At 53.3% G+C, this 24,656-nt stretch carries 22 protein-coding genes, 1 tRNA gene and 1 other RNA gene; 21 read left to right on the top strand and 3 right to left on the bottom strand.

Features of this window, described 5'->3' with window-relative positions:
* Positions 1-30 precede the first annotated feature (30 nt).
* The 11 genes from ACXJJY_RS10915 to hypB all read left to right on the top strand — a co-directional run bounded on the left by ACXJJY_RS10915 (position 31) and on the right by hypB (position 11,390).
* Positions 31-456, top strand: a complete 426-nt coding sequence (locus ACXJJY_RS10915; RefSeq protein WP_456387688.1) for a hydrogenase iron-sulfur subunit — start codon at positions 31-33, stop codon at positions 454-456.
* A gap of 10 nt (positions 457-466) precedes the next feature.
* Positions 467-1,396, top strand: a complete 930-nt coding sequence (locus tag ACXJJY_RS10910) for an NADH-quinone oxidoreductase subunit B family protein (protein WP_456387687.1) — start codon at positions 467-469, stop codon at positions 1,394-1,396.
* A gap of 14 nt (positions 1,397-1,410) precedes the next feature.
* Positions 1,411-2,760 (top strand): Ni/Fe hydrogenase subunit alpha, encoded by a 1,350-nt coding sequence (locus tag ACXJJY_RS10905; RefSeq protein WP_456387686.1) that lies wholly within the window; start codon positions 1,411-1,413, stop codon positions 2,758-2,760.
* 127 nt (positions 2,761-2,887) lie between these two features.
* Complete coding sequence (locus ACXJJY_RS10900; RefSeq protein WP_456387685.1) at positions 2,888-3,142, top strand: hypothetical protein; 255 nt, start codon at positions 2,888-2,890, stop codon at positions 3,140-3,142.
* A gap of 741 nt (positions 3,143-3,883) precedes the next feature.
* Positions 3,884-6,118 carry a SulP family inorganic anion transporter gene (locus ACXJJY_RS10895; RefSeq protein WP_456387684.1) on the top strand — a complete coding sequence of 745 codons (2,235 nt, stop codon included), beginning with the start codon at positions 3,884-3,886 and terminating at the stop codon, positions 6,116-6,118.
* A gap of 208 nt (positions 6,119-6,326) precedes the next feature.
* Entirely contained in the window at positions 6,327-7,415 is a 1,089-nt protein-coding gene (locus ACXJJY_RS10890) for a hydrogenase small subunit (protein ID WP_456387683.1), read from the top strand.
* Between the two features lie 27 nt (positions 7,416-7,442).
* The gene (locus ACXJJY_RS10885) at positions 7,443-9,143 is read left to right on the top strand and encodes a nickel-dependent hydrogenase large subunit (RefSeq protein ID WP_456387682.1); all 1,701 of its coding nucleotides are present in this window, start codon (positions 7,443-7,445) and stop codon (positions 9,141-9,143) included.
* A gap of 49 nt (positions 9,144-9,192) precedes the next feature.
* Positions 9,193-9,831, top strand: coding sequence for a Ni/Fe-hydrogenase, b-type cytochrome subunit (gene cybH, locus ACXJJY_RS10880; protein ID WP_456387681.1), 639 nt, complete (start codon positions 9,193-9,195; stop codon positions 9,829-9,831).
* Between the two features lie 54 nt (positions 9,832-9,885).
* Positions 9,886-10,392, top strand: coding sequence for a HyaD/HybD family hydrogenase maturation endopeptidase (locus ACXJJY_RS10875; protein ID WP_456387680.1), 507 nt, complete (start codon positions 9,886-9,888; stop codon positions 10,390-10,392).
* Entirely contained in the window at positions 10,385-10,630 is a 246-nt protein-coding gene (locus tag ACXJJY_RS10870; RefSeq protein WP_456387679.1) for a hydrogenase/urease maturation nickel metallochaperone HypA, read from the top strand. The genes ACXJJY_RS10875 and ACXJJY_RS10870 overlap by 8 nt, the downstream gene beginning before the upstream one ends.
* Positions 10,631-10,679: 49 nt before the next feature.
* Positions 10,680-11,390 carry a hydrogenase nickel incorporation protein HypB gene (gene hypB / locus ACXJJY_RS10865; protein ID WP_456387678.1) on the top strand — a complete coding sequence of 237 codons (711 nt, stop codon included), beginning with the start codon at positions 10,680-10,682 and terminating at the stop codon, positions 11,388-11,390.
* 92 nt (positions 11,391-11,482) lie between these two features.
* Here hypB and ACXJJY_RS10860 read toward each other — a convergent pair whose 3' ends face one another.
* On the bottom strand, positions 11,483-12,865 hold the full coding sequence (locus ACXJJY_RS10860) for a sigma-54 dependent transcriptional regulator (RefSeq protein WP_456387677.1): 1,383 nt from the start codon (positions 12,863-12,865) through the stop codon (positions 11,483-11,485).
* 235 nt (positions 12,866-13,100) lie between these two features.
* Between ACXJJY_RS10860 and ACXJJY_RS10855 the strand changes: the two genes are divergently transcribed.
* From ACXJJY_RS10855 to ndk, 7 genes are all read left to right on the top strand, one after another.
* Positions 13,101-13,589 carry a nucleoside deaminase gene (locus ACXJJY_RS10855; RefSeq protein ID WP_456387676.1) on the top strand — a complete coding sequence of 163 codons (489 nt, stop codon included), beginning with the start codon at positions 13,101-13,103 and terminating at the stop codon, positions 13,587-13,589.
* Between the two features lie 112 nt (positions 13,590-13,701).
* A tRNA-Ser gene (locus ACXJJY_RS10850) sits at positions 13,702-13,787 on the top strand.
* A gap of 98 nt (positions 13,788-13,885) precedes the next feature.
* Positions 13,886-13,984: signal recognition particle sRNA small type (ffs, locus tag ACXJJY_RS10845), an RNA gene on the top strand.
* A gap of 114 nt (positions 13,985-14,098) precedes the next feature.
* On the top strand, positions 14,099-15,985 hold the full coding sequence (gene dnaX / locus ACXJJY_RS10840; RefSeq protein WP_456387675.1) for a DNA polymerase III subunit gamma/tau: 1,887 nt from the start codon (positions 14,099-14,101) through the stop codon (positions 15,983-15,985).
* Positions 15,986-16,048: 63 nt separating this feature from the next.
* Positions 16,049-16,357, top strand: a complete 309-nt coding sequence (locus ACXJJY_RS10835; protein ID WP_456387674.1) for a YbaB/EbfC family nucleoid-associated protein — start codon at positions 16,049-16,051, stop codon at positions 16,355-16,357.
* 6 nt (positions 16,358-16,363) lie between these two features.
* Positions 16,364-16,969 (top strand): recombination mediator RecR, encoded by a 606-nt coding sequence (gene recR, locus ACXJJY_RS10830; protein ID WP_456387673.1) that lies wholly within the window; start codon positions 16,364-16,366, stop codon positions 16,967-16,969.
* A 190-nt stretch (positions 16,970-17,159) separates the two neighbouring features.
* Positions 17,160-17,606, top strand: coding sequence for a nucleoside-diphosphate kinase (ndk, locus tag ACXJJY_RS10825; protein ID WP_456387672.1), 447 nt, complete (start codon positions 17,160-17,162; stop codon positions 17,604-17,606).
* Positions 17,607-17,730: 124 nt separating this feature from the next.
* On the opposite strand, the gene ACXJJY_RS10820 is transcribed toward ndk, so the two are convergent.
* Together ACXJJY_RS10820 and ACXJJY_RS10815 are read right to left on the bottom strand one after the other, a co-directional pair.
* On the bottom strand, positions 17,731-18,105 hold the full coding sequence (locus tag ACXJJY_RS10820) for a response regulator (protein ID WP_456387671.1): 375 nt from the start codon (positions 18,103-18,105) through the stop codon (positions 17,731-17,733).
* 108 nt (positions 18,106-18,213) lie between these two features.
* The gene (locus ACXJJY_RS10815) at positions 18,214-20,244 is read right to left on the bottom strand and encodes a histidine kinase dimerization/phosphoacceptor domain -containing protein (RefSeq protein ID WP_456387670.1); all 2,031 of its coding nucleotides are present in this window, start codon (positions 20,242-20,244) and stop codon (positions 18,214-18,216) included.
* Positions 20,245-20,874: 630 nt separating this feature from the next.
* Between ACXJJY_RS10815 and ACXJJY_RS10810 the strand changes: the two genes are divergently transcribed.
* Genes ACXJJY_RS10810 through ACXJJY_RS10800 form a run of 3 tightly spaced genes read left to right on the top strand, consistent with a single transcriptional unit; the run spans position 20,875 to position 24,655 of the window.
* Positions 20,875-23,262, top strand: coding sequence for a complex I subunit 5 family protein (locus ACXJJY_RS10810; RefSeq protein WP_456387669.1), 2,388 nt, complete (start codon positions 20,875-20,877; stop codon positions 23,260-23,262).
* Positions 23,249-24,202, top strand: a complete 954-nt coding sequence (locus ACXJJY_RS10805) for a respiratory chain complex I subunit 1 family protein (protein WP_456387668.1) — start codon at positions 23,249-23,251, stop codon at positions 24,200-24,202. Before ACXJJY_RS10810 ends, ACXJJY_RS10805 begins: the two co-directional genes overlap by 14 nt.
* Positions 24,203-24,211: 9 nt before the next feature.
* Positions 24,212-24,655 carry an NADH-quinone oxidoreductase subunit B family protein gene (locus ACXJJY_RS10800; RefSeq protein ID WP_456387667.1) on the top strand — a complete coding sequence of 148 codons (444 nt, stop codon included), beginning with the start codon at positions 24,212-24,214 and terminating at the stop codon, positions 24,653-24,655.
* Position 24,656: the final 1 nt, after the last annotated feature.

Raw genomic sequence — 24,656 nt, 5'->3', positions numbered from 1 at the left:
GCAACCTGTTAACTACACGGAGAAGATACAATGAGCTTTGAACCGAAGATAATTGCCTTTTGCTGCAACTGGTGCTCGTATGCCGCCGCAGATCTGGCTGGCACTGCAAGAATGCAGTACCCGCCAAATGTTCGGATTATCCGCGTCATGTGTTCTGGTATGGTGCACCCTGAATTGATCCTGAACTCCTTTGTCAAGGGGGCCGACGGGGTTATGGTCCTTGGCTGACACCTTGGAGAATGTCATTACCTGGACGGTAATGTAAAGGCATTGTCCCGGGTGGACATGGTACATGAGCTGATGGAAGATTTCGGCTATGAAAAGGATCGCCTGATGTTGGCCTGGTGTTCCTCTGCCGAGCCGGACAAGTTTGTCGAGGCTGTTACCGAGATGACGGACCGGACAAAGAAACTTGGCCCTGTTGCCGCAAATTCCGAAGCCTCGCAGGCGGCATAAGGAGGAAACTATGGGCGTACGCGTAGCAGAGGAATGGCTGCATTCCTGTTCCGGTTGTGAAATTGCCATACTCAATATTGGTGAACCCCTGGTTGAATTGCTTGGGCAAATCGATTTTGTCCATATACCTGTGCTGATGGACCATAAATATTATGGTCAGATGGGGGACAGGGGAGAGCTGGAAATTCCAGAGGCTGAAGTGGGCATTGTCTCGGGTGGTGTGGCCAATGAAGAGCACCTGGAGGTGTTAGAGGCCATGCGCAGTCAGTGCAAGACCCTGATTGCCCTTGGGACCTGTGCCACCCATGGCGGGCTACCCGCTCTTATAAATTCCTGGGGAATGGAAGAGGGAGTAAGGAACTCTTATGCGACCCTGACCACAGATACGTGTCAGGTGCCGGCAGAAGTTGTGCCAAAGCCCCTGGACCGGGTTTATGCGGTAGATGAAAAGGTTAAAGTCGACCTCATCCTGCCCGGGTGCCCTCCAAACCCGCAACTGATAGCCGAGGTTGTGACAGCGCTTATTGAAGGACGCGACCCCGTCATACCCGGCAAGTCCGTCTGTGATACCTGTCCCACCATACGGGAAGGCAAGGGCGACGTGAGCAAGGTTCGGCGCTTTGTTCAGAATGCGGATTATGACCCGGAAAAACCCGTTGACGAAATGCGCTGCCTGCTTGAGCAGGGATTAATGTGCATGGGTCCGGTTACCGCTGCCGGTTGTGCCAGGCGTGGCGCCCCGTCCTGTATCAGTGCCCGCGTTCCATGCAGGGGCTGCTTCGGACCGGTGCGGCAGGATGGAAATCAGATGCTTGATATGATGAACGCACTGGCCAGCAACGGTATTGATTTTAAATCCGTGGTTGATCGGCGCTCTTTATTACGCTTTTCCGGTGCACATGGTCTGCTCAGGCCGATACATAAAAAAACCGGAAAATGACGGAGGAGTAATCAATGGGTAACGTGATAAATATACAACCGGTAACCAGGATTGAAGGGCATGCCCGGATTGCCATTCATCTTGACGATAACGGTAATGTGAGCGACGCCTTTCTCCACATTATGTCTCTGCGGGGTTTTGAAAAATTTATTGAAGGGCGTCCGGCAGAGGAGGTCCCGCGGATCGTGAACCGGATCTGCGGTATCTGCCCCTGGATGCATCACCTCGCTTCCAACAAGGCGGTTGACGGATGTTTTGGAGTAACGCCTGCGCCCACTGGTCATAAACTGCGTGAACTGTGCCAGATCATGGCTCACATCAACGACAAGATACTCCATTTCTTTTTCCTGGCAGCGCCGGACTTTGTTCTCGGGCCGGACAGTGATTACTCGGTTCGGAATGTTGTCGGAATTGTGAAGGAAGCGCCTGAGCTGGCGACCAGGGTTGTGCAGATGCGACAGCTTGGCCAGATGATGCTGGAGCGGTTTGCCGGCAAGGCGATACATCCCATCGCCGGTGTGGTAGGTGGTTTTGCCAAACCCATGAACGAGGAGGAACGTCAAGGGCTCTTGGAAGACACCAGGACACTGCTTGATTTCGCCTTGTTTGCCATGGATTTTGCCAAAAACAGTGTCTTTCCCAAATACGAAGATGTTATTGCCAGCCTTGGCACCATCACCACCGGTTTTCTTGGCACGGTCGATGATTCCGGGGCGTTACGCTTATATGACGGCCATCTGCGGCTTATGAAGGCCGACGGTACCATTACCGACTTTCCCGTGGATCAGTACGATCAGTATCTTGCCGAGCACGTGGAGTCCTGGACATACGGAAAAATGCCCTATGCCAAATGTTGGGAAGAGGGTTTTTCCATGGATCTGGATGCGCCAAAAGGTGTCTACCGTGCCAATACTCTTGCCCGTATCAATGTGGCGGAGCGTTTGTCAACTCCGCGCGCCCAGGAAGAGCTGGAGGAGTTTCGCGAAAAATTTGGCCGGCCGGCACAGGGTACCCTGCTTTATCACTGGGCCCGTTTGATCGAACTTGTCTATGCCTGTGAGCGCACCATTGAACTGCTTGAGCAGGATGATATCACCGATAAAAATATCCGGGCCAAGGCAGAACCAAAGGCCGGTCGGGGTATCGGGGCTGTGGAAGCTCCCCGCGGTACGCTTATCCATGATTATACTACTGATGACGATGGTTGCATCGTCAAGGCCAATATGATTGTCGGCACCACCCATAACATCGCCCCCATGAATATGAGTGTCAAGGAGGCTGCTACCAGTCTTATCAGGGGCGGTGTCTATGACGAGGGGTTGCTCAACAAGGTCGAAATGGCGGTTCGCGCGTACGACCCGTGAATGTCGTGCGCCACGCACCGCCTGGATGGCGGTATGCCCCTGACCGTAACTCTGGTTGACAGTTCCGGCAATACCTTAAACACACTCTCCAGTGTGTGAAAACAGACGACAGGCAGAGGTGGTTGTCATGAGTGAGATCAAAAAGAAGAAAAGGCGCCTTGTCAGAGCGGAAAACCCCGGTGGTGCCTGCGGGTATGTTGGTCACCTTACGGCTGACGAGCTCAAAGCCAGGGCTGTTGGGGACGAGGTGGACGGTACCTGTCCTCTTTGTGGCCTGGTGCATCTTTCCATGGATGAAATATCTGAACTGGAAAGACAAAAAGTCATCCAGTCCAAGCGGTTTGATGATATCAGGGGTGAGGCTGAGGCCAGGGAGGAATAGGATTATCCGGTGAGGATGACCCGGTTTGATGTTTTCAAAACTGTGGATTGAGAGTTTACCGTTAAAATCCAGGAAATAGCTGCATCGGCGGATAATATTGATATTTTTACGAAAACTGCAAAAAAAACTTATCGTCATTCCCTAAAAAAGGGTCTTTCCGGGGTAAGACGATGTTATCCTTTTTTGAATCGGTGCTGGCTTTCGGTGGTAATAAAAAAACAAAAAAGCGATATGTGGAAATTTCGCGGGCTGCGATCTGAATGGATGGATAAAAAGGTGCTGGATACACTCCCCTCAGATACTTCTCCTGCTTGTTCCCCTGCACCCAAAAAGCAGCCCGCGAAATGTTTTTTTGTCTGTTACTGTGCCGGTTCCGGCAGGAAGCCGTTTTTTCAACGGTTCCAAACCATGATGGCGTCGCAAAAAGTCCGATCTACTGCGTTGTAGCGGGTACGGCCAATGCTCGACGTACTACATGTACGACTCCGCTTGGCCGACACCGCTACGCCTTGTATATCGAACTTTTGTGCTTAGCCATCTTCAATGTGTGATGGACTTTTTACGGGTCCATCAAACCATGACGGCCGCAGATATCAATGTTCCGCAGGAGACCTCAAAGGACACGGGTGGCTGATTCTTTCTCAGCGGGAATCAGATCGCTCCTGTCGCCTGTTCATCAAGCACGGTAGGTCTCCTGCGGAATATTTTGATCCCGTAATCCGCCATTCGAGGTCAAAGATCATGCCCAAGTCAGTCAGCACCTCCTTTTTTCCCTTTCTTGCCTGGTTTAAAGGCTATGGCGTCTCCATCCTGAAGATGGATTTTATCGCCGGCGTCACCGTGGCCCTGGTTCTGATTCCCCAGTCCATGGCCTATGCCCAGCTTGCCGGACTGCCAGCCTACTACGGCCTGTATGCGTCCTTTCTCCCTCCCCTTGTAGCCGCGCTTTTTGGCTCCAGCCGTCGGTTAGCCACCGGTCCTGTGGCAGTTGTTTCCATGATGACAGCCGCCAGTCTTGAACCACTGGCCATTGCAGGAAGCGAAACCTATATCGCCTATGCGATTCTTCTTGCCTTTATCGTGGGGTTGTTTCAGTTTCTGCTAGGTGTTCTCCGGCTCGGTGTTGTTGTCAACCTGCTTTCCCATCCCGTTGTTACAGGCTTTACAAACGCGGCAGCCCTTATAATTGCGTCCAGTCAGTTTCCCAAGCTTTTCGGCGTACACGTTGACAAAGCGGAACATTACTTCGAGACCGTCTGGCGGGTAATGGAAGCAACCTATGCCTTTATCCACTGGCCCACCTTTTTCATGGGTTTGCTGGCCCTCGTGGTAATGGTGGGGCTCAAGATGTGGAATCCCCGTCTCCCCTATGTACTTGTTGCGGTTGTTATCACCACGACATTTTCCTGGCTTACGGGGTTTGAAAGAAACAGGCATGTTACGATTGATGATATAAAGGTGCCCGGATTCCCCGCCCTGGTCCGGGAGATGAATTCCAACCTGGGCAATATTCTCCAAGCCACTTCGGTACAGACAGTAATCACGCAGGGTGCGGCTGACAGAACAGGACCGGATGCAGAAAAAAATCTTTGCAGCAGCTGTCATCGGAGCCGGCATGTCAATCTTGAAGAGTTGAAGAAGGGAATCAGGGTGAAGCCGGCGGAACATATTCCGCTGGTAAAGGTCCTGGAGTTGCACCTTATGGCTGGGGTTCTGGACCAGTACCTGGTTGAGGAAAAAAAACGCGGTGTGGCCCTCAGGAAGAAGTTGCGTTCCATGCAGCTGGTTTCCGTTCAGGCACCGGACGGGTCACTGTACTATGCGTTGAAAGAATCGGTTCCCCCGGAAAAGCGGGCAGAAAAAAATATTTGGCGGCTCAGAGTTGGTAATAACCCGCTGGATCCGGAAAATATCCTTCTTTTAGGCGGTGGAGAGGTCGTTGGCATGGTACCCAGAGGATTGCCTGAGCTGGCCATGCCGGTTTTTGACCTCGGTGTTGTTGCGAAGCTGATTGTTCCGGCCATTATCATATCCATCCTCGGATTCATGGAGGCTGTCTCCATTGCCAAGGCCATTGCCGCCCGAACCGGGGAACGGCTCGATCCCAGTCAGGAGCTGATAGGGCAGGGCCTGGCCAATATGGTTGGTTCCTTTGGCAGGAGCTATCCGGTTTCCGGCTCTTTTTCCCGTTCGGCAGTGAACTTTCAGGCCGGTGCCCAGACGGGAATGTCTTCGGTGTTTACCAGTCTGGCCGTGGTTGTTGCGCTGTTTTTCTGTACTCCGCTGCTGTACCACCTGCCCCAGTCGGTCCTGGCCGCCATCATCATCATGGCTGTGGTGGGTCTTCTCAATATCCATGACATGAAACATGCGTACATGGTGAAGAAATCCGATGGTATCATAAGCGTGGTCACCTTTGTAGCCACGCTGTTTTTTGCGCCCCATCTGGACAAGGGAATACTGCTCGGAATGGCCCTGACCATCGGGGTCTTTTTTTACCGCAAGATGAAGCCGGTGATCGCGGAGCTTTCGCTCTGGGAAGATGGCCATTACCGGAGAGCAGATCGTTTCGGCCTCCGTCGGTGCAGGTATATCGCGGTGATACGCTTTGACGGACCGCTGTTTTTTGCCAATATAAGTTATCTTGAGGACGAGGTTCTAAAGATTGTTGCCTCCCGGCCCGAGCTCAAGATTATCCATTTCAAGTGCAACGGTATAAACGACATGGATGCTTCCGGAGAAACAGCCCTGGCGCTGCTCGTGGAGCGGCTGCGATCCGCGGGATATGATGTATACTTCAGCGGCCTGAAGGAACATATTATCGATATCATGCGCCGTACCGGTCTGCTGATGAAAATCGGCGAGGATCATATATATCCCACCCTGGCCAGTGCCATTGAAAACGTATGGCGGCTGGCGCATGATGTATCTGAAGAAGATACCTGTCCATTAAAAAGGGTACTTGTTGATGAGTAACAGCGTGGTGCCTTGAAGGTGGCCGCGCTATTTCTGCATCAAAAGAAATTTATAACAAGCACTTTTTTTTTTGAGCTTGTTATTGATTACTCTAAAATATGGTATATAATTTTTTGTAATCCTACATATTTTTGTACACGTGTGCGGTTTGTGCAAGGCACATCTTGCACACGTGTGTTGACAACCCATCATCAGTAAGGAGGGGGCCATGTCGAAGCAGTATTGTGAGCGGAATTTCAAGGTAAGCCGAAGGGGATTTCTCAAGGGCTGTACATTGGCTGCGACAGCTCTTGGGCTTTCCGAATCCATGGTGCCGAAGCTGGTCGAGGCGGCATCCTCCCCGACGCGTCCGCCGGTGGTGTGGCTCCACTTCCAGGAGTGCACCGGTTGTACAGAAACTCTGCTTCGGGCATCGCATCCGGATATCGGCCGTCTGATCCTCGATATCATCTCTCTGGATTATCATGAGACCGTGATGGCTGCCGCCGGGCACCAGGCGGAAAAATCACTCCACGATACAATCACCAGGCACGATGGCAAGTTTGTCTGTGTGGTGGAAGGTGCCATTCCGACAAAAGACGGCGGGATCTATTGCAAGATTGGCGACAGGACGGCCATGGAAATTCTGGCCGATGTCGGTCCCAGGGCAGCAGCGGTTATTGCCATTGGCACCTGTTCCTCCTACGGCGGAATCCAGGCGGCCGATCCAAATCCCACAGGTGCAGTGGGAGTCCAGGACCTGCTCAATGGTACCCCGATAATCAATGTTCCCGGTTGTCCGCCAAACCCGGTTTCCTTTCTGGGCACTGTCTTGCACTACTTTACCTTTAAAAAACTGCCCCGTACCGACCAGCTGGGTCGACCGCTGTTTGCCTATGGCCGCAAGATCCACGATCACTGTGAGCGTCGGCCCCATTTCGATGAAGGACGTTTTGCCGAGCAGTTCGGTGATGCGGGCCATCTTCAGGGATACTGTCTCTATAAAGTGGGTTGCAAGGGGCCTGGAACCTTTTCCAACTGTCCGGCGGTCCGTTTCAACGACGTGGGCGTCTGGCCTGTCAGTGTGGGGCACGGCTGTGTCGGCTGCACCGAGCCAGGGTTCTGGGACACGATGGGACCGTTCTATGAACGGCTGCCCAATGTAACTATCCCCGGTGTTGGCGGCGGGATTGTCGCAGATGCCGGTTCTGCCGGCAAGAAGATCCTTGGTGTGACCGCCGCGGCCGTGGGAATCCATGCCGCTGTCGGTATCGGCAGGAAGCTGGTTCAGGGAAAAAAGAACGACGAGCAGAACTAACTGCGGCCCAGATAAGGAGGAGTAGTCATGGCACAGAGAATTGTGGTCGATCCGGTCACCAGGATTGAGGGCCACCTGAGGATTGATGCAGAGGTGGATGGAGGGAAGATAAAAAAAGCTTGGTCTTCCGGTCAGATGTGGCGCGGAATCGAGGTCATCCTGCAGGGTCGCGATCCTCGGGATGCCTGGCTTTTTACCCAGAGGATATGTGGCGTCTGTACCACTGTTCATGCTCTGGCTTCGGTGCGGTCGGTTGAAAATGCCTTGGGTATGGAAATTCCAATCAATGCCCAGTATATCCGGAATCTGGTCCAGTCCATACATGCCCTGCATGATCATATTGTTCATTTTTACGTCCTTTCCGCTCTTGACTGGGTCGATGTGGTTTCGGCGCTCAGTGCCGATGTCAGGAAAACCGTGCAGCTTGCGGAAAGCCTGTCCAGTTGGCCCGGTAACAGCTATAACCGGTTCAAGGCGGTCAAGGAAAAGGTTCAGGCTATAGTAGATTCCGGCCAGCTTGGACCCTTTGCCAATGCTTACTGGGGCCATCCCGCCATGACCCTGCCTCCGGAAGCAAACCTGATGGCAGTCTCCCATTATCTCGAAGCCCTGGATTATCAGCGCAAGGCCAATCAGGCCCTGGCCATCATTTCCGGCAAAAACCCCCATATCCAGAACCTGTCCGTGGGTGGTGTCACCGCGGCGATAAACCCGGACAATGAAGCCACCCTCAATGTGGAGCGTCTTTACTGGGTAAAACAGCTGGTCGAGGAGGTCCGCGGGTTCATTCAGAACGTTTATCTTCCCGATGTCATCGCAGTTGGAGCCCTCTACAAGGATTGGCTCCAGTACGGCGCAGGGGTGACCAATTATCTTGCTGTACCCGACATGGTGCTTGACACCAAAGGAACGAAGTTTGATCTTCCCGGCGGGACGATCATGGGGGGTGACCTGAAAAGCGTTAAATCGATCACAAGTTTCAACGATCCCTATTTCCGCGACAACGTGGTCGAGTGTATTGCCCGTTCCTGGTATGATGGCGACTGGACCAGGCATCCTTATGAGGAGGAAACTGTTCCTAAATACACTGATTTTCAGGACGATGGAAAGTACACCTGGCTCAAGGCTCCGCGCTTTCAGGGAGAACCCATGCAGGTCGGGCCTCTGGCTCAGGTCCTGGTTGGCTATGCCCAGGGGCATGAGCTGACAACAAAATATGTTGATGATGCCCTGTCCAGGGTCAGCTCTCTTGCTGGAGTAAGCGTGGATGTCTCCGTGCTTCACTCCACACCGGGACGTCACCTTGCCCGGGCCGTGCGGGCCGCCATGCTGGCCGACCTGGCGCTCAAGCACTGGCAACTGCTGGTGGATAATATCGGCAGCGGCGACCTTGAAATCTTCAACAAGCCCGTCTTTCCCAAGGGAGAACAGCAGGGCTTCGGTTTCCACGAGGCACCGCGCGGCGCCCTGTCGCATTGGATCGTCATCCGGGACGGCAAGATTAAAAACTATCAGTGCGTGGTGCCCTCCACCTGGAACGCCGGCCCCCGGGACGAGAAGGGCAAGCCTGGGCCTTACGAGGCATCGCTGGTGGGTAACCCCATGGCCGATCCGGAAATGCCCCTTGAGGTCCTGCGTACAGTGCACTCCTTTGATCCCTGTATCGCCTGCGCGGTACACATGCTGGATCCGGAAGGCAGGGAGTTTTGCAAGGTAAAGGCCCTGTGAGGACGGCTGGGGGGAAAGATCTGCAATCTCTGATTTACAGGAGGGAGTTATGCAGTACGAAAGAAAATACACCTGGTCCATCCTGCTGAGGCTTTACCATTGGGCCTTTGCCCTGTCTATACTGGTGCTCAGCGTGACCGGGTTTTATATCCATTATCCGTGGACCAATACCTGGCTTGAAGGCACGACCACTTTTCCGGTTGCCACCATGCGTTATATCCATTTTATTGCGGCGTTCGTTTTTACAGGGGCGGTGCTGGCCCGCCTCTACCTGCTTGTTTTCGGTAACCGGCAGGAGCGATTCTGGGATTTTCTTCCAGTTACTCCAAGAAATATCCGTAATTTCATTGCAACACTCAAGGCCTACAGCTATCTGTCAGACAGCCACGAAGACCGGCTTGGGCATAATGCCCTGGCCGGCAGTGCTTATGGGCTGACTCTCCTGGCAGCTCTGGCAATGGTTCTGACCGGGTTCTATATGCTCTACCCCGAATCTGCCTCCTGGCAGCAGGTCGGACAGTTTTTCGGCCCGCAACAGACGGCCAGGTTTGTCCATTATCTGCTTACATGGTATTTCATGATCTTTGCGCTGATCCATGTTTATCTTTGTGTCTGGAACGATCTTGTATCCAAAGACGGCTTGATCTCCTCTATTTTCAACGGTTACAAGTTCAGGCATTCCAAATAATGACTCTTTTTCCGGAGGCCGCCTTTGCGCGGCCTCCGGCCCTCTTCTTGTTTTATGCAACTTCAGAAAATAGGTATCCTGGGGATCGGCAACCTGCTTCTCCGGGACGAAGGCTTTGGGGTGCACTTTGTCGAGAAGTTCAACCATCTCTACAGGGTACCGAAGAACGTCCAGGTCCTGGACGGTGGCACAGCCGGTATTATGCTGGCCCCCTTTATCGAAAATGTGGATGTGCTTTATGTCGTCGATACGGTCAGTCTTGATGATGAACCGGGCTCCATTCACCGTTTTACCGACCAGGATGTCCGCTCCGGAAATATCCAGACCAGGATGTCACCCCATCAGGTCGGTCTGCTTGAAATTCTTTCGCTCTGTGAATTGCGGGGCAAATCACCTGAACGAGTGGAAATGATAACCGTAGTTCCAGAGGATCTGTCCACGGGTATCGGTCTGTCCCCCAGACTGGAGCCCAGGATAGGCGAGGTCCTGGTTATTATCATCAAGTGTCTCGCCACCCATGGGGTGGTGCTGGAAGAAAAGGAGCCGGGGGCCCGTGCATGAGTTTTCTCTGGCCCAGGGCCTGATGAGTCAGCTCGGTGGGCTGGTCGATGCCCACGGGGCGAAACGGATCCGCACGGTCCGGGTCTCAATCGGTGTTTCCGCCGGCATCGTTGTCGATTCCTTTGTTTTTGGTTTCGATGCCCTCAAGGCTGACTGGGAACCGGCCCGGGATGCTACTCTGGAGATAACCAGGAGCGAGGGAACGGACCTGGTCCTCACCCAGGTGGAGATGGAGTGATAAGCCGGTCGTTTAATTGCTAAACAGCCAAAAGTACAGGAAAGGAAAAATGTGTGATTCATGCGGATGCCATGGCGGCGATGAAACAACGGGCACAGTGGTTGATGTCCATCAAAGCCTGCTTGCGGCAAACCGGGAGCAGGCGGCCCGAAACAGATACCACATCGAGGCCATGGGCGCTGTGGCCATCAACATGATCTCAAGTCCAGGTTCCGGCAAGACCACCCTGCTTGAGCATACCATCATGACGCTGAGGGACCGGCTCCGTATCGGGGTGATCGAAGGAGACATCGAGACCGAACGTGATGCGGACCGGATTCGAAAAAAAGGCGTGCCGGTGGTGCAGCTGACCACAGGAGGAGCCTGTCACCTGGATGCGCCGCTGGTTCACAAAGGACTGCATGCGCTGGAAAAACAGGTGGATTCGGGCGCATTAGACCTGATTTTCATTGAAAACGTGGGCAATCTGGTCTGTCCGGCAACCTTTGACCTGGGTGAACATGAGCGTGTCATTCTTGTCTCGGTGCCGGAAGGCTCGGATAAACCTGCCAAGTATCCGACCACCTTCACAGGGGCTGATGTCTTTGTGATCACCAAGACAGACCTTTTGCCCTATTTTGATTTCTCCGTGGAAGAGGCCCGCCGGGAGGCACTGCGTTTGAAGCCTGGTCTGCAGATCTTTGAGTTGGCGGCGCCGACCGGCCAGGGAATGGCAGAGTGGACAGCCTATCTGGAGAGCCTGGTCGCCGCCAGGCGATAACGACAGGACAGGAGAAAAGAGGCGCGGTTCCTGTAGCTGTGTTCGTCTGTTTGCACATGGACGAAAGGCACAGGAGTTCCGTGACAGGGCAATTATTTGTTCTTGCGCCAGTTGGGGTGGGTAATACCGAACTTGTTGATCTTGTAGTTCAGGGCCCGGGGGCTGATCCCCAGCCGTTTGGCGGCGTTTTTCTGCACCCAGAGATTTTCTTCCAGGGCCTTGATGATCATGTCCTTTTCGTGTACCTCCAGGGGCTCACAGGTGATTGTCCTGCTGAGACTGTTTTTCTGCAGCTCCGGAATCTGTATGGCGTCGGGATGGATAAGATCACTGTCTTCAAGGATTACCGCCCGCTCGATAGTGTTGGCCAGCTGGCGGATATTGCCAGGCCAGCGATAGCTCTTGATCAGGGCCAGGGCGTCGGGGGAAAAACCCTTGATCTTTTTTTTCAGTGACTGACAAGCCTTGTCCAGGAGGATTCTGGCCAGTGGCTCGATGCACTGGGGACGTTCCCGCAGGGAAGGCAGCTGGACCGGCAGGACATTGATCCTGTAATAGAGGTCTTCCCTGAATTTTCCAGCGCTGATCTGTTCGCTGAGGTTTTTGTTGGTGGCGGCGATGACCCGGACATCGACGTTGATGGTTTTGTTGCCTCCCACTCGTTCAAAGGATTTCTCCTCCAGGACACGTAGCAGTTTGCTTTGAATGTCCATGGAGATCTCACCAATTTCGTCGAGGAAGATGGTGCCGCCGTTGGCCTGTTCGAATCGGCCTATCCTCTGCTTGTCTGCCCCGGTGAACGACCCCTTTTCGTGGCCAAACAGTTCGCTTTCAAGGAGTGTCTCGGGAATATTGGCACAGTTTATTTTTATAAAGGGTTTGTGGCGGCGGGGACTGTTGTAATGGATGGAGCCGGAAAGAAAACTCTTTCCTGTACCGGTTTCTCCTGTGATCAGGATGGTGGAGTCTGTGGCGGCGAATTTTTTCAGGCTGGTGATGACCTTTTTGAACGAGGGGCTCTCGGCAATGATTCTGTCAAAATCGTAGACCACGTCCTGCTTGCGCCGCAGGTAATCTATCTCGTTTTGCAGTTCCCGCTGACGGATGGCCCTGGTCGCGGCGAGCTGTACCTTTTCCGGAAAAAAAGGGGGAGCAAGAAAATCGAAGGCTCCTTCCTTGATCGCTTTGACGATCAGGTCGGCACTCTCAAGCTTGCAGGTGACAATGATCGGGGTGTATGTTGCGTCTTCAAGAGTTTCTTGGAGCGGCTTCAAGGTAGCGTCCGTATGGACCCCGTTTCTGGGTTCGATGTTGAGGAAGATAAGGTCGAATTGTTTCTTTTTTCTTTCCTGCTGGAACGATCCCGGCGAGGAATGAAAGGTTATCTCGGCCATGTCCTTCAGGGCGTCGCTTATTGCCTGACGGGCCTCGGGTATGGATTCGTAGGCTAATACCGTGTATTTCGCTTCGGGCATGGGGATGGTGGAGCATTCCTGGTGGCTTTCGAAAATGTTATCTCTGTATCTTTTTTGTAATTATATGGTGTTTGACGACAAAAGCAAAGCCTTGAAAGAGTTTTTTTGTGGAACATGCCGGGGTTAGTAAGCTTTTAAGTGACTTTCCCGCTTGCTCCGAATCTGTATCGGCCTTCCGGCCGATCATCTGTCGGGCCGAGAGATTGTTTTTGAGTCGGAAATAGGATGGAGCCCCATGGAGTCGAGCTTTCCAGGAAACAATGCCGCGGCGTGCGGCAAGGATATTGCCCTGATGCGACTTGCGATTGCCCAGGCCGGAGAAGCTGCGGTCCTGGGCGAAGTTCCGGTGGGCGCGGTACTTGTTGGCAGAGAGGGAAAAGTCCTGGCTGCCGCTGGTAACAACTGTGTCCAGGCTCATGATCCAGCCGGGCACGCGGAAATGCGGGCCCTGCGTCAGGCTGCAGAGAAGGTCGGCAATTACCGGTTACCCGGAACCACAATGGTGGTCACCCTGGAACCGTGTGCCATGTGTGCGGCGGCCCTGGTCCATGCACGGGTGGAGCGGGTGGTTTTTGGCGCCTATGATCCCAAAGCCGGCGCCCTGGTCTCGAAATACAGAATCGGCAGTGACGGATTGCTCAACCATTGTTTCGTTATCACCGGCGGAGTTCTTGGCAAAGAGTGCGGCCTGCTTCTCAAAAATTTTTTCCGTTCTCGTCGATAACGGTATTTTTCTGTTGTCAAAAAAAGGAACACCGGATAAAAGAGGGTCGCAGGAAAGCAGGGTGGAAAAAGAGAGACATTTTTTTTGTATTCTGCTTCAGCATCTCTTAAGCGGAGAGGTGACCGAGTGGCTTAAGGTGCACGCCTGGAACGCGTGTGTACGAAAGTACCGTGAGTTCGAATCTCACCCTCTCCGCCATTGATACTGTGCATCTCGGGTTGCCTTTTGGCTGTCGGGGGATTATAATACATCACACAGGCCATCGACCTGTATTTCATATCAGACCTGGGTGTGATAGCCGGGTCCTGCGCAACAAAGACTCACGAACTCCGTCAGGTCCGGGAGGAAGCAGCGGTAGTGAATCTCTTTGTGTGTTGCAGGGTTGCCCGGCTATCCTTTTTTCAGCTTTCCGGTTTCTGTTTATCCTCGTATGAGGTATCGTATGGCCAGCAGAAAAACAGGATGTTGCCCCACCTTCTCCATCTGAATCAGGTTTCTGAAAGCTGCCAGTGTCCTATCTTGTCCTTGCCAGAAAATCCAGACCACAATGTTTCGCCGAGGTTGTAGGGCAGCGTTCCGTTGTCCGGACACTGCAGAACGCTCTGGCCCAGAATCGAGTAGCCCATGCGCTCATTTTCAGTGGTGTTCGCGGAACCGGTAAAACCACCTTGGCCAGGATCATGGCCAAAGCCCTCAACTGCGAACAGGGTCCTGCACCCGAACCCTGCAACACCTGCCGCTCCTGCCGGGAGATAATGGCCGGATCCTCGGTGGACCTGCATGAAGTGGACGGTGCTTCCAACCGTGGTATTCAGGAAATCCGGGAACTCAAGGAAAACATCCGCTTTATGCCGACGGGTTCCCGCTTCAAGATTATTATTATCGACGAAGTACACATGCTCACCACCGAGGCCTTCAACGCACTGTTGAAAACCCTGGAGGAGCCACCGGAACATGTCTACTTCATGTTCGCCACCACCGAACTGCACAAGGTGCCGGTCACCATTTTATCCCGATGTCAGCGCTACGAGCTGCAGCGGGTCAGTCCCGAAGAGCTGTCTTCCCATTTCAAACGCCTTGCCGATCAGGAAGGGGTCCGGATTGAGCCTCAGGCTCTACGGCTGATTGTCCGGGAATCCGGTGGGTCGGTACGGGACGGGCTTAGTCTGCTGGATCAGGTTTTTTCGTACTGCGGCGAGGAGGTTCGGGATAAAGATGTGGTCGAGATTCTGGGTCTGGTCAGTCATGAGGTCATTGGCGAGCTGGGGCAGGCCCTGCTGGCGGGTGATCTGGCCACGGCCCTGGAACGTCTTGACCAGGTGTACACCTACGGTATGGACGTCAAGCGATTCATCAACGATCTGCTCGACTGGTTTCGGGCCCTGCTCATCTGCCGGGTCAGCAGGGAACCCGACCGCCAGCTCGATCTGCCGGTTGAGGAGCTTGAACAGCTTCGCCGATGTGCGGTCCGGCACAGTGCGGAAACCGTATCTTCCATGTTTGATCTTCTTCTTGACAGCCTTGAAAAAGTGACCTTTTCCGCCCGGCCGCGGCTGGCCCTGGAGATGGCGTTTATTCGGGCGGTACAGGCTCCCGAGGTGGTTTCCGTGGCTACCCTGCTTGAGCGACTTGACCAGGCCCTGCAGGGGATAGAGCTGGAGCCGGTGGCCAGGGAGCATCGGCCGGAGAGACCAACTGTCCCTCCTCCTGTGAGCCAGGTGTCGATTCCATCCAGCATGGATACGGAAGCCACGCTTCCAGATTTGCCCTCTGATACCGCTGTCCGGCAGGGATCTGATCCGGCTCTGCGGGACGAATCTGTTTCTCCACAGCCGGACCGCATGGAGAAAGTCCCGGTTCATGGCCAGCCAGACAAAATGGCAAAGTCCCGCCCCGATCCAGCAGAAGATTCTGTTCTTCCCGTCACAGGGGGGGTGCCGGAAAGTGGCCGTCAGCAGGATCGGCGCAAGGATGTGCGCCGGCACTGGGAAGGTTTCATCGGATATGTCCGGGAACGTAAACAGTGGATGGCCGCAGTGTTGCAACGGGCCGAAGGAGCCCGGTTCGAAGAAGATCGACTGGTGATTCAATACGCCGAATCGGTGGATTGCGCCATGTTGAAAAAAAGGGAAAATCTAACCCTGCTCACCGAGTTCGCCATGGACTTTTTCCAGGATACCTTCCGGGTGGTCTTTCATGTTCCGGAAGGAGACTGTGGCGTGGACGGAGAGAACGGAATCGGTCCCCAGCAGGAACGTCAGGCCCTGGCCAGCGATCCCCTGGTCCTGGCGGCAGTGGAGATTTTCAACGGCCAGGTGGGAGATATCCGGGTGGGTCCCCGGTTCCGCAAGCCGTTGGATTCCAGCGCCAGGGAGGGAGGAGATGCTTCGGTGTAAGGTCTGGGTGTAATGTGGTGCCGGAAAAAAGTTGCAGGGAAAAATATCGTGGAGGATGTGGAAATGGATATCAGTGAACTGATGCAGCAGGCACGGCATTTTCAGGAAAAAATGGCCCAGGTTCAGGAAGAGCTGGCCACCAGGACGGTGACCGGTACCGCTGGCGGCGGCATGGTGACGGTCACGGTCAACGGCAAGGGGGATGTGCTTGGAATGTCCATCGAGCCGGAAGTCATCAACCCTGACGATCCGCAGATGCTGCAGGATCTCATCATTGCAGCTGTCAACGATGGTCTGCGCAAGGCCAAGGAGCTGGGACAGGGCGAAATGAGCAAACTGACCGGTGGCATGCGCATTCCCGGCCTGTTTTGAGCTGTCATGCAGGCTGTACCGCCGGCCCTTGAGAGGCTGATAAACGATTTTCAGAAGCTGCCCGGCATTGGTCACAAGACCGCCACCCGCCTGGCTCTCTATCTGTTGCGACGACCCGCTGCCGAAGCCCGGGGCTTGGCCGAGTCACTGGCCATGCTTCACAGTTCCATCCAGCTCTGTTCCAGATGTTTTGCCTTTTCCGAAACCAATCCCTGTGCCATCTGCGGTGACCCGCGCCGTAACGAAAGGATCGTTTGCGTGGTCGAGGAGCCCGGCGATCTGATGGTTATTGAAAAGACAGGTGTCTTCCGTGGCCTGTACCATATTCTCCATGGTGTTTTGTCACCCATGGATGGTATCGGGCCCGACGAGCTGAAGATCAAGGAACTCCTGGAGCGTGTCCGTCATGGAGGTATTGATGAGATCCTGCTCGCCACCAGCTCAACAGTGCCTGGTGAGGCCACGGCATCCTATCTTATGGAAATCCTGCACCAGGCTCCGGTCAGTGTGACGCGGCTGGCCTGCGGTATTCCCATGGGCATGGATATCAAGTATGCCGATGAGCACACCCTGGCCAGGGCCATCGAGACCCGCCAGCGCATGGGAGAGTGACCCCTCCTTTTTTCATTTTTCGGGTTCTTCATTTTTTTGTTTTCCGGCCCTTCGGATGATTGCGCAGGACAGGGGATATATGGTAGGGTGGGGCCGGCCGCGAGAGCGTATCAGAAGCCGTTTGCAGACACAGAAGGTTATCGACTTTTTTGTTAATGTATCATGTTTTTTGTAAAGGAGAGAGTTGACCATGGAACGTACCTTTGTCATGATTAAACCCGACGCAGTGCAGCGGGGTCTTGTTGGCGAAATTATTCACCGTTTTGAGCGTCGCGGCCTTAAAATCGTGGCCATGAAATTCATGCATGTATCCGAGGAGCTCGCGGCCAGGCACTATGCGGCCCATAAGGAAAAACCTTTTTACCGGGATCTGATCGATTACATCACCTCCGGGCCGGTGGTGGCCATCGTTCTGGAAGGAACCGGAGCTATCGCCACGGCCAGGACCACCATGGGCGCGACCAACCCTTCCCAGGCGGCTCCCGGGACCATCCGCGCTGATTTTTCCCTGGAAATCGGACGCAATATCGTCCACGGTTCCGACGGTGAGGAAAGCGCTGCCGCCGAAATCGGACTCTGGTTCGGTGATGATATTCCTGGTTGGGAGAGAAATACCGATAAATGGATATTTGAATAATTTTTCTGATTTCCCGGGCACAGGATGTGTGAAAGGGACCTGGGGCGGGGGCGTTTTTCCTCCCGCTCCTGGTCCCTTTTTTGGTTGCGGATGAGGATCACTCTCCCGTGGACAGCTTCCTGTATCAGTGGAGAATGTTCAGGGCCTGTTCGATGGTATTGATAAGGTCTTCTTCTGTTACCGGTTTGAGAACGTAGGAACAGGGACCGGTCTTTTTGGCCCGCTCAAGAGTGGCATGATCGGCATAGGCTGTGAGAAAGACAACAGGTACATTCAGGTGAGCCCTGATGATGGTCGCAGCTTCTATGCCGTCCATGTCGCCCGCCAGGTTGATGTCCATCAGGATCAGGTCTGGTTTTTCGGTCTGCGCCCGGGTTACCGCGTCTCTGCCTGTCGCCACCATCGCTACGACCTCGTAGCCGTTACGGGTCGTTATCTCCCCCAGCAGCAAGGCGATAATCCCATCATCTTCAACTATAAGTATTTTTTTTCCTGTCATGGACAGTGGTCCTCGCTCTCTACCCATCCCCGGCCCGATCTTTGGCCTCGATGCGAAGCGTTTGACGATATCAGGTCAGCGGTGTCCGGGGCTTTGTGGACGGTTTGGTTATCGTTTTTTGGGGAAGTTGATCGTGGTCATGGTGCCATTGCCGGTTTGGATATGCATTTGTCCGCCAAGCTGATGGGTGGCCAGGATATGCACGAGTTTCATTCCAAGGCTTTTGCTTTTGGTATGGTTAAGTTCCCTGGGCAGGCCGACCCCGTTGTCGCTGACACACAGGGTGTATTCTTCTTCTGATTCAGTGAAGCTGATCCAGACCGTTGGCCGGACTTCTTTATTGGCCTGGAGATAATCTTCTGGAAAAGCGTATTTCAGTACGTTGGAGATCAGCTCGCTGATGATCATGCCGCAGGGAATGGCTGTATCCACCCGCAGAAAAATTTTCCCGGCAAGGATATTTTTGTTAATCAACGGTGTGTTGCGCGACAGCCTGAACAGGTTGGTGATCAGTCGTTCGGTGTAGGTTTTGATATCGATCTGGTTGAAGTTGTCCGACTGGTAGAGCTGGGTGTGGATCAGGGCCATGGCCATGATACGCTCCCTGATTTCCTGAAAGGCCTGGCGGGCGCTTTGGCTGGAATCTATCATGGATTCCTGCATGGTTATCAGGTGGATGAGAGCCTGGAGGTTGTTTTTTACCCGGTGGTGTATTTCGCTGAGCAGGGTTTCTTTTTCGGCAAGTGAGTCCTGGAGTTGATCCATGGTTTCTTTTTGCCGCTGTTCCAACTCTTTTTCCCGGGTGACGATTCTGCCGCAGCCCACGGTGCCGATCATTTCTCCGTCCTCGTCCCGTATCGGGGCTTTGTAGACATCAAGGAACATGAACTTTCCGCGCACATTGCCAAATTCATCAAAACGTCCGGCCCGGCCGCTGGCCATGACCATGGCATCGGAATCCTGACAGATTTCTCCAAAGGTGTGCCAGTCGGTCCGTTCCGGTCTGGCGGCCCGCTCCCGAAGAGCAAAGAAGATGTCTGTCTTGCCGATGGGTTCCTCCGTATCTTTAGCCTGAAGCAGTTTGTCACAGATGGCCTTGTTGGCAAAAATGAACCGGCGATTCAAGTCCTTGGCCCAGAGCAGGTCAGGCATGTTGTCGGCCATGAGTCGAAACATGGAATAAAATTTCCGGTAGCGTTTTTCACTCTCCTGCAGTTTCAGTTCAGTGTCTTTGAGGACAGTGATGTCGGTCGCGATTTCCAGGCGAACCGTGCGTCCGTCAGGCCATCTGATTTGTTGGTTCCGGCATTGGTACCAGCGGTTGCTTTTGGTGTCGTGGTGTTCGTAGAGGCCGATCTCTTCAGAGTTATCGCTATGGTCGCGCAGCATCTTGCCGGTTGAATTGTCTGGCTGGTCTGCCGGTCGCCAGGGCGGGTTGTCTCCAGATGCTTCCTGCATGATTTTGTACCCGTACCGGTTGAGAAAAACAATTTCTTCGGTCTCCGAATCAGCGGCAAGAACCACGGCGTCCAGTGCATCCATGACGGTATTGAACTTTTTCATTTCTTCGCGTCGCATTCTTTCGGCCTGATGGCGCTCCAGAGCATGCGCCAGAAGCCTGGCTGCGGTTTTCAGGTATCGGGTTTCATTATCCGTCCACTGTCGTGGCTTGACGCATGCGTCAAAACCGATGAATCCGGCAAATTCACTGCTGGTCATGATTGGAATGAGAAGGATGGAGCTGATCTGCTGGGGCTCGAGAATATCACGCTCCGGGCCATGAATGTCGGAAATGTGCTCGCAGACAATATCGCCGGCCGACAGGATCCGGAAGTATCGCGGAGTTGTCTCGGCCAGATCCAGGTTCTGCAGCATTGGATTTTCCAGCTCAGATCTGATCCCTTCCGCACACCATTCGGCTATCTGGCTACAGAGTATTGTGCCATTGGCTGTAACTTTGTTGAGAAAAATGTAGCAGCGGCTGGAGCTGGATGCAGGGCCAATGAGATCGATAACTTCCTGCCAGGGAATTTTTTTTCTCGCCGCAAGGAGTTTTTCCGCAACCTTGTTGATTGCTTCGAGAAAGAAGGATGTTTGCCCGCAATCATTTTGTGGCCGGGATATTTTTTGATTGTCCATGAGTGTGAATAGTTCAGTGCTGTTCTGGTCGTATCCGGTGGTGAGCCTGAGATAGTTCAGGGCGTTGACGCCCTTTTTTCATTGAAGTCAGCGGATCGGCGATTCGGCAAAAAGTCGAGTCTTGCAACTGACAGGGGTGGTCCATAAGGCATTGCGGTAAAACCATGTCCACTGTTGCGTGACATTGTAGATTATCAGGGGTGTCGTTGATTTTCAATGAAAAGGCTTGCGAGGTAGGCAATACAGTGGCAGTCAGCATGCTGTTGCACGTGGCCGAGGCTCTTGATGCTTCAAGGTGGCATGGGCTTGTGAGCAGAGATGTTGTATTGTCGACATTTTTGTAGTGACAATTGTGTCGTATTGTGCTAATTGGGTATAAGTATCAAGTATTATCTTTTGCCAATTCAGCATGGCTTCCGTCTGTTTTTTTACATATCTTTCTTGTATTAAAAGATATTATATGTATGTCGCCAGTGACGAGGTGACGTCTCGGTGCCAGGTTGTCGCAATTTCTTTCTGTGCATAATATGCAATCGTTGCGAAAAGTGCGCTCTATGTTGATTTTGGTTCTTGTGGCAGCTGTGGTCTAAATACTGACCATCGGACCAGGTGTTGATAGGAGGATGAGGTATGGATGCTGCGACCCTTGGCGGTAGTTCCGCGTTGATCCAGGGCCACTCTGCGGAAGCTCTGCATGTGCTCTGCACCTTGATATTTGTCTTTTGCGGTTTGAAGGCCCTGTTCCATAACGAGCTCAAGAAAGTGCTGATCTATTCTTTTGTTGGACTTGTTGTGGACATTCGTTCTCTGCTTACCCTGGACTCTTCCCTGGCCCTGGCCTCCTTTTTCTATCATGTCTTCAACTTCATCCTGGTCACCGGAATGATGCTTCTGGTGGCGTCTCTTTTACGCAGACAGGCCGGCAGTGGTTTTCTGAAGGATATGCGCGGCATTGGCCGCGTTGTTCCGCTGACAGCGATACCGCTTGGAGCCGGGTTGTTCGCAATGATGGGATTGCCGCCGTTTTCCACCTTTTTCAGCAAGGTTCTCATGGTCTATGCCTTTGTTGATTCCGGAAAAATTGTCAGTTCGGTACTGCTGGCAGCCGGAGAGATTCTCTATTTCCTGGTTTTTCTTCGTGTGATCAGGGTGATTTTTTTCGAGAGGTACAGGGAGCGAGGGCATCTGCCGGAGGAGGCGTCCAAAAACGATCTGAAATGGCCGTATGTTCTGCTGGCTCTGTCTGTCGTGGGTGGCTTTCTCCCCCAGGTTGCGGTTCTTCCCTTTTTCTGGCTCGCCGGCGCTCTTGGTTCTCCGGTGTCCGGGAACCCCGTAATGGCTATCAGCTGGAACCTGCCGGTGCTGATTTTGGTTGCAGGTGCCGGGGCTGTCTGGTTTGTCGGGAGGAAGTCAAACAGAATCGCCGGGTTGCTGTCGGCAGGGGTGTGTCTGCTGGCGATGACGGTTATGTGCACCACCGATGCTGGTCCATATGGGACAGGATTTGCCTATCTTGTCCTCTTCATGGGAGCTCTGCAGTTTACCTATTCAGTCAGTTACATGGAGCATTCCCACTCCCAGTTCCGGTTTTATGTTTTTTTCCTGTTGATGGTTTCCGGATTGCTCGGTGTCAGCTTGAGCCAGGATCTTTTCAGCATGTTCTTTTTCTGGGAAATCATGAGTGGATGGATCATGTATCTTGCCCTGGCCCATGAGGGAGACTCGTTTTCTGTCCAGGAGGCCGGCAAGTATTTCACGTTCAACTATTTTGGGGCGGCATTGCTCACCGTCGCAGTGACCATAATGTACAAGGAAATTGGAACGTGGGATTTTGCAGTCATGGCAGGCATGTTTCAGTACACGGAAACTACAGCCGTCGCTGTTGGTCTGCTGACTCTGGGATTTCTCATGAAGGCTGCGCAGCTTCCTTTCCGCATTGACTACCAGATGCATCCCAAACCAGCTCCCACGCCGATCAGCGGATACATATCATCTACGGTTCTTAAGAGCGGGCCGTTCATGATGGTCAAGATTTTCTTCATTGCCGCGGCTGGCGTCACAGTGACCAACTTCCTGTCCCTTGGACTTGTCCAGCATATAAGCGGCTGGATCGGTGCCCTGACCATCGTTCTTGCCGCTTCTTTTGCCATGTTGACCAACAGCATGAAAAGACTGTTGATCTTTCACACGGTCAGTCAGCTTGGTTACGTGGTCGTGGGCTGCTCCCTGATGACCTCGCTCGGGCTGGCCGGGGGATTGCTTCATTTTGTCAATCATATGTTTTTCAAGAATCTTCTCTTTCTCTGTGCAGGTGCGGTGTTTATCGCTACAGGCACGGACAAGATGGACAAGCTGGGGGGGCTGGCCAGGAAGATGCCTGTTACCTTTTTTTGCTTCATGGTCGGGGTGCTGGCGATTTCCGGTGTGCCGATGTTCAGCGGATTTGTGTCAAAGTGGATGATCTATCATGCTGTCATGGACTCCGGCTTCATCGGAATAGCGATACTCTCCCTCTTCGGGTCCGTCCTGACCCTGGCTTCTTTCATCAAGTTCATGCATTCGGCCTATCTGGGACAGATTCAGGACACTGTTCAGGACGCGAAAGAAGCCTCCTGGTTCATGCTTGTGCCCATGATGATTCTTGCGGGTTTAAGTGTCGTGCTCGGTATTTTTCCCGGCCTTGCGCTTGAATTCATCAACCTGATACTCGTCCAGTTCAGTATGGAGCCACTTGTTACAGGCCTGTCCCTGATTGATCATGGCGTAGGCGGGATCAATATGCTGTATGTAGCGATAATGCTGCTTTCAGCCATTGCTGCGGTCTATGCTGTATACCTTTTCACAAAGGTCAAAACGAGGTCGACCCATGTATACGCCTGTGGGGTACAGGATCTCAGCAGTAAGGATTCGCATGTGGCTTCCGTGAACTTCTATGAGGATTCCAAGGCGGTCATAAAGGGTATGGTCAGGTTGTCAAAAAGAATAATCGGAGTGAAGGGCGATTATGTTGAACGTTAGTGATGTATTGGCATTCCTCGTTTTCCCCGGCGGTCTGTTTGCCGTTGTTTTCGGACTGATGCTGCTTGGCCTGGAGCGGATAGCTGTTGCCCGTTTCCAGGGAAGGGTCGGCCCGCCGATCTACCAGAATCTACTCGACGTAGTCAAGCTGAGATTCAAGGAGGTCCTGATCCCGGCCGATGCCACTAACAGGATATTTTTTATCATAGCCCCTCTTTTTGGTCTGGCCGGTATGCTGGCAGCCGTATTTATTCTGCCGATCAGTGGCGTGCATGACGGTGCCGGCCCCAACAGTGATCTCATAGTTCTTTTGTACCTGATGGCCCTGCCGGCTGTATCCCATGTCATGGGGGGCAGCTCCTCCGGCTCTACCTATGCGGCTATTTCGGTGTCCCGCGAGGTCGTGTTGATGTTCGCCTACGAGATTACCTTTATACTTGTGCTTTTCACCGTTGCGTTGCAGGCCGGAGCGGGAGATGGAGCCCAGTTTTCCCTTCAGGGTATTGTCAACTATCAGGTAATGCATGGATCCTTTGTTTCCGATCCCAGGATGATTCCTGCTTTTGTCGCCTTTGTCCTGTTTATGCTGGCAACCCTGGAGGTGCCTCCGTTTCACATCGCTGAAAACGATGCCGATGTTATGAAGGGTTACCTTATGGAATACAGTGGCCTGGCCCTGGCTCTTTTCGAGGTGACCCATGCCCTGAAGCTGCTGGTAATGGTCACGGTGCTTCAGGTTTTCTTTATGCCGGGTATGGCAGGGGAAAGCGCAATTGTAAATATTTTTTGGTTCATGGGGAAAAGTGCCGGTATTGTCGCTGTCATTGCTCTTGTCCACGCCACCATGCCGAGCTTCAGGGTTGACCAGGCTTTCAGGTTTCTCATGATCGTTCCAACAACCCTTGCTCTCTTGAGCCTGGGCCTGGTTCTCTTTGTGTAGGAGTTTGTAATGCTGATAAAATATGCGGTCAAATCACCCTGGCTTTTTCGGATCAATACCGGATCATGCAACGGTTGTGACGTGGAACTGGCCACCACTGCCTTGATACCACGCTATGATGTCGAGCGGCTTGGATGCAAGTATACCGGGTCGCCTAAACATGCAGACATCGTTCTTGTGACTGGCCCTGTCACTGCCAGGTCGGAACCGTACCTGATACGGCTATTGGACGAAATACCGGAGCCGAGAGTGGTGGTTGCGGTGGGTATCTGCCCAATCAGCGGTGGTGTGTTCAGGGACAGTTACTCCATCAGGGGTCCTCTTGATTCGTATGTTGATGTTGATGTGAATGTTTGTGGCTGTCCCGTACGGCCGCAATCAATTCTTGACGGTGTGGCCCAGGCAATCAATATCTGGAAAGAAAAAATAACCCGCTGGCAGGAAGAGGCGTAAT

Source organism: Desulfolithobacter sp., assembly GCF_054025815.1.
Note: the sequence above shows the minus strand (reverse complement) of the source record. Positions and strands in the feature narration are given on the sequence as shown.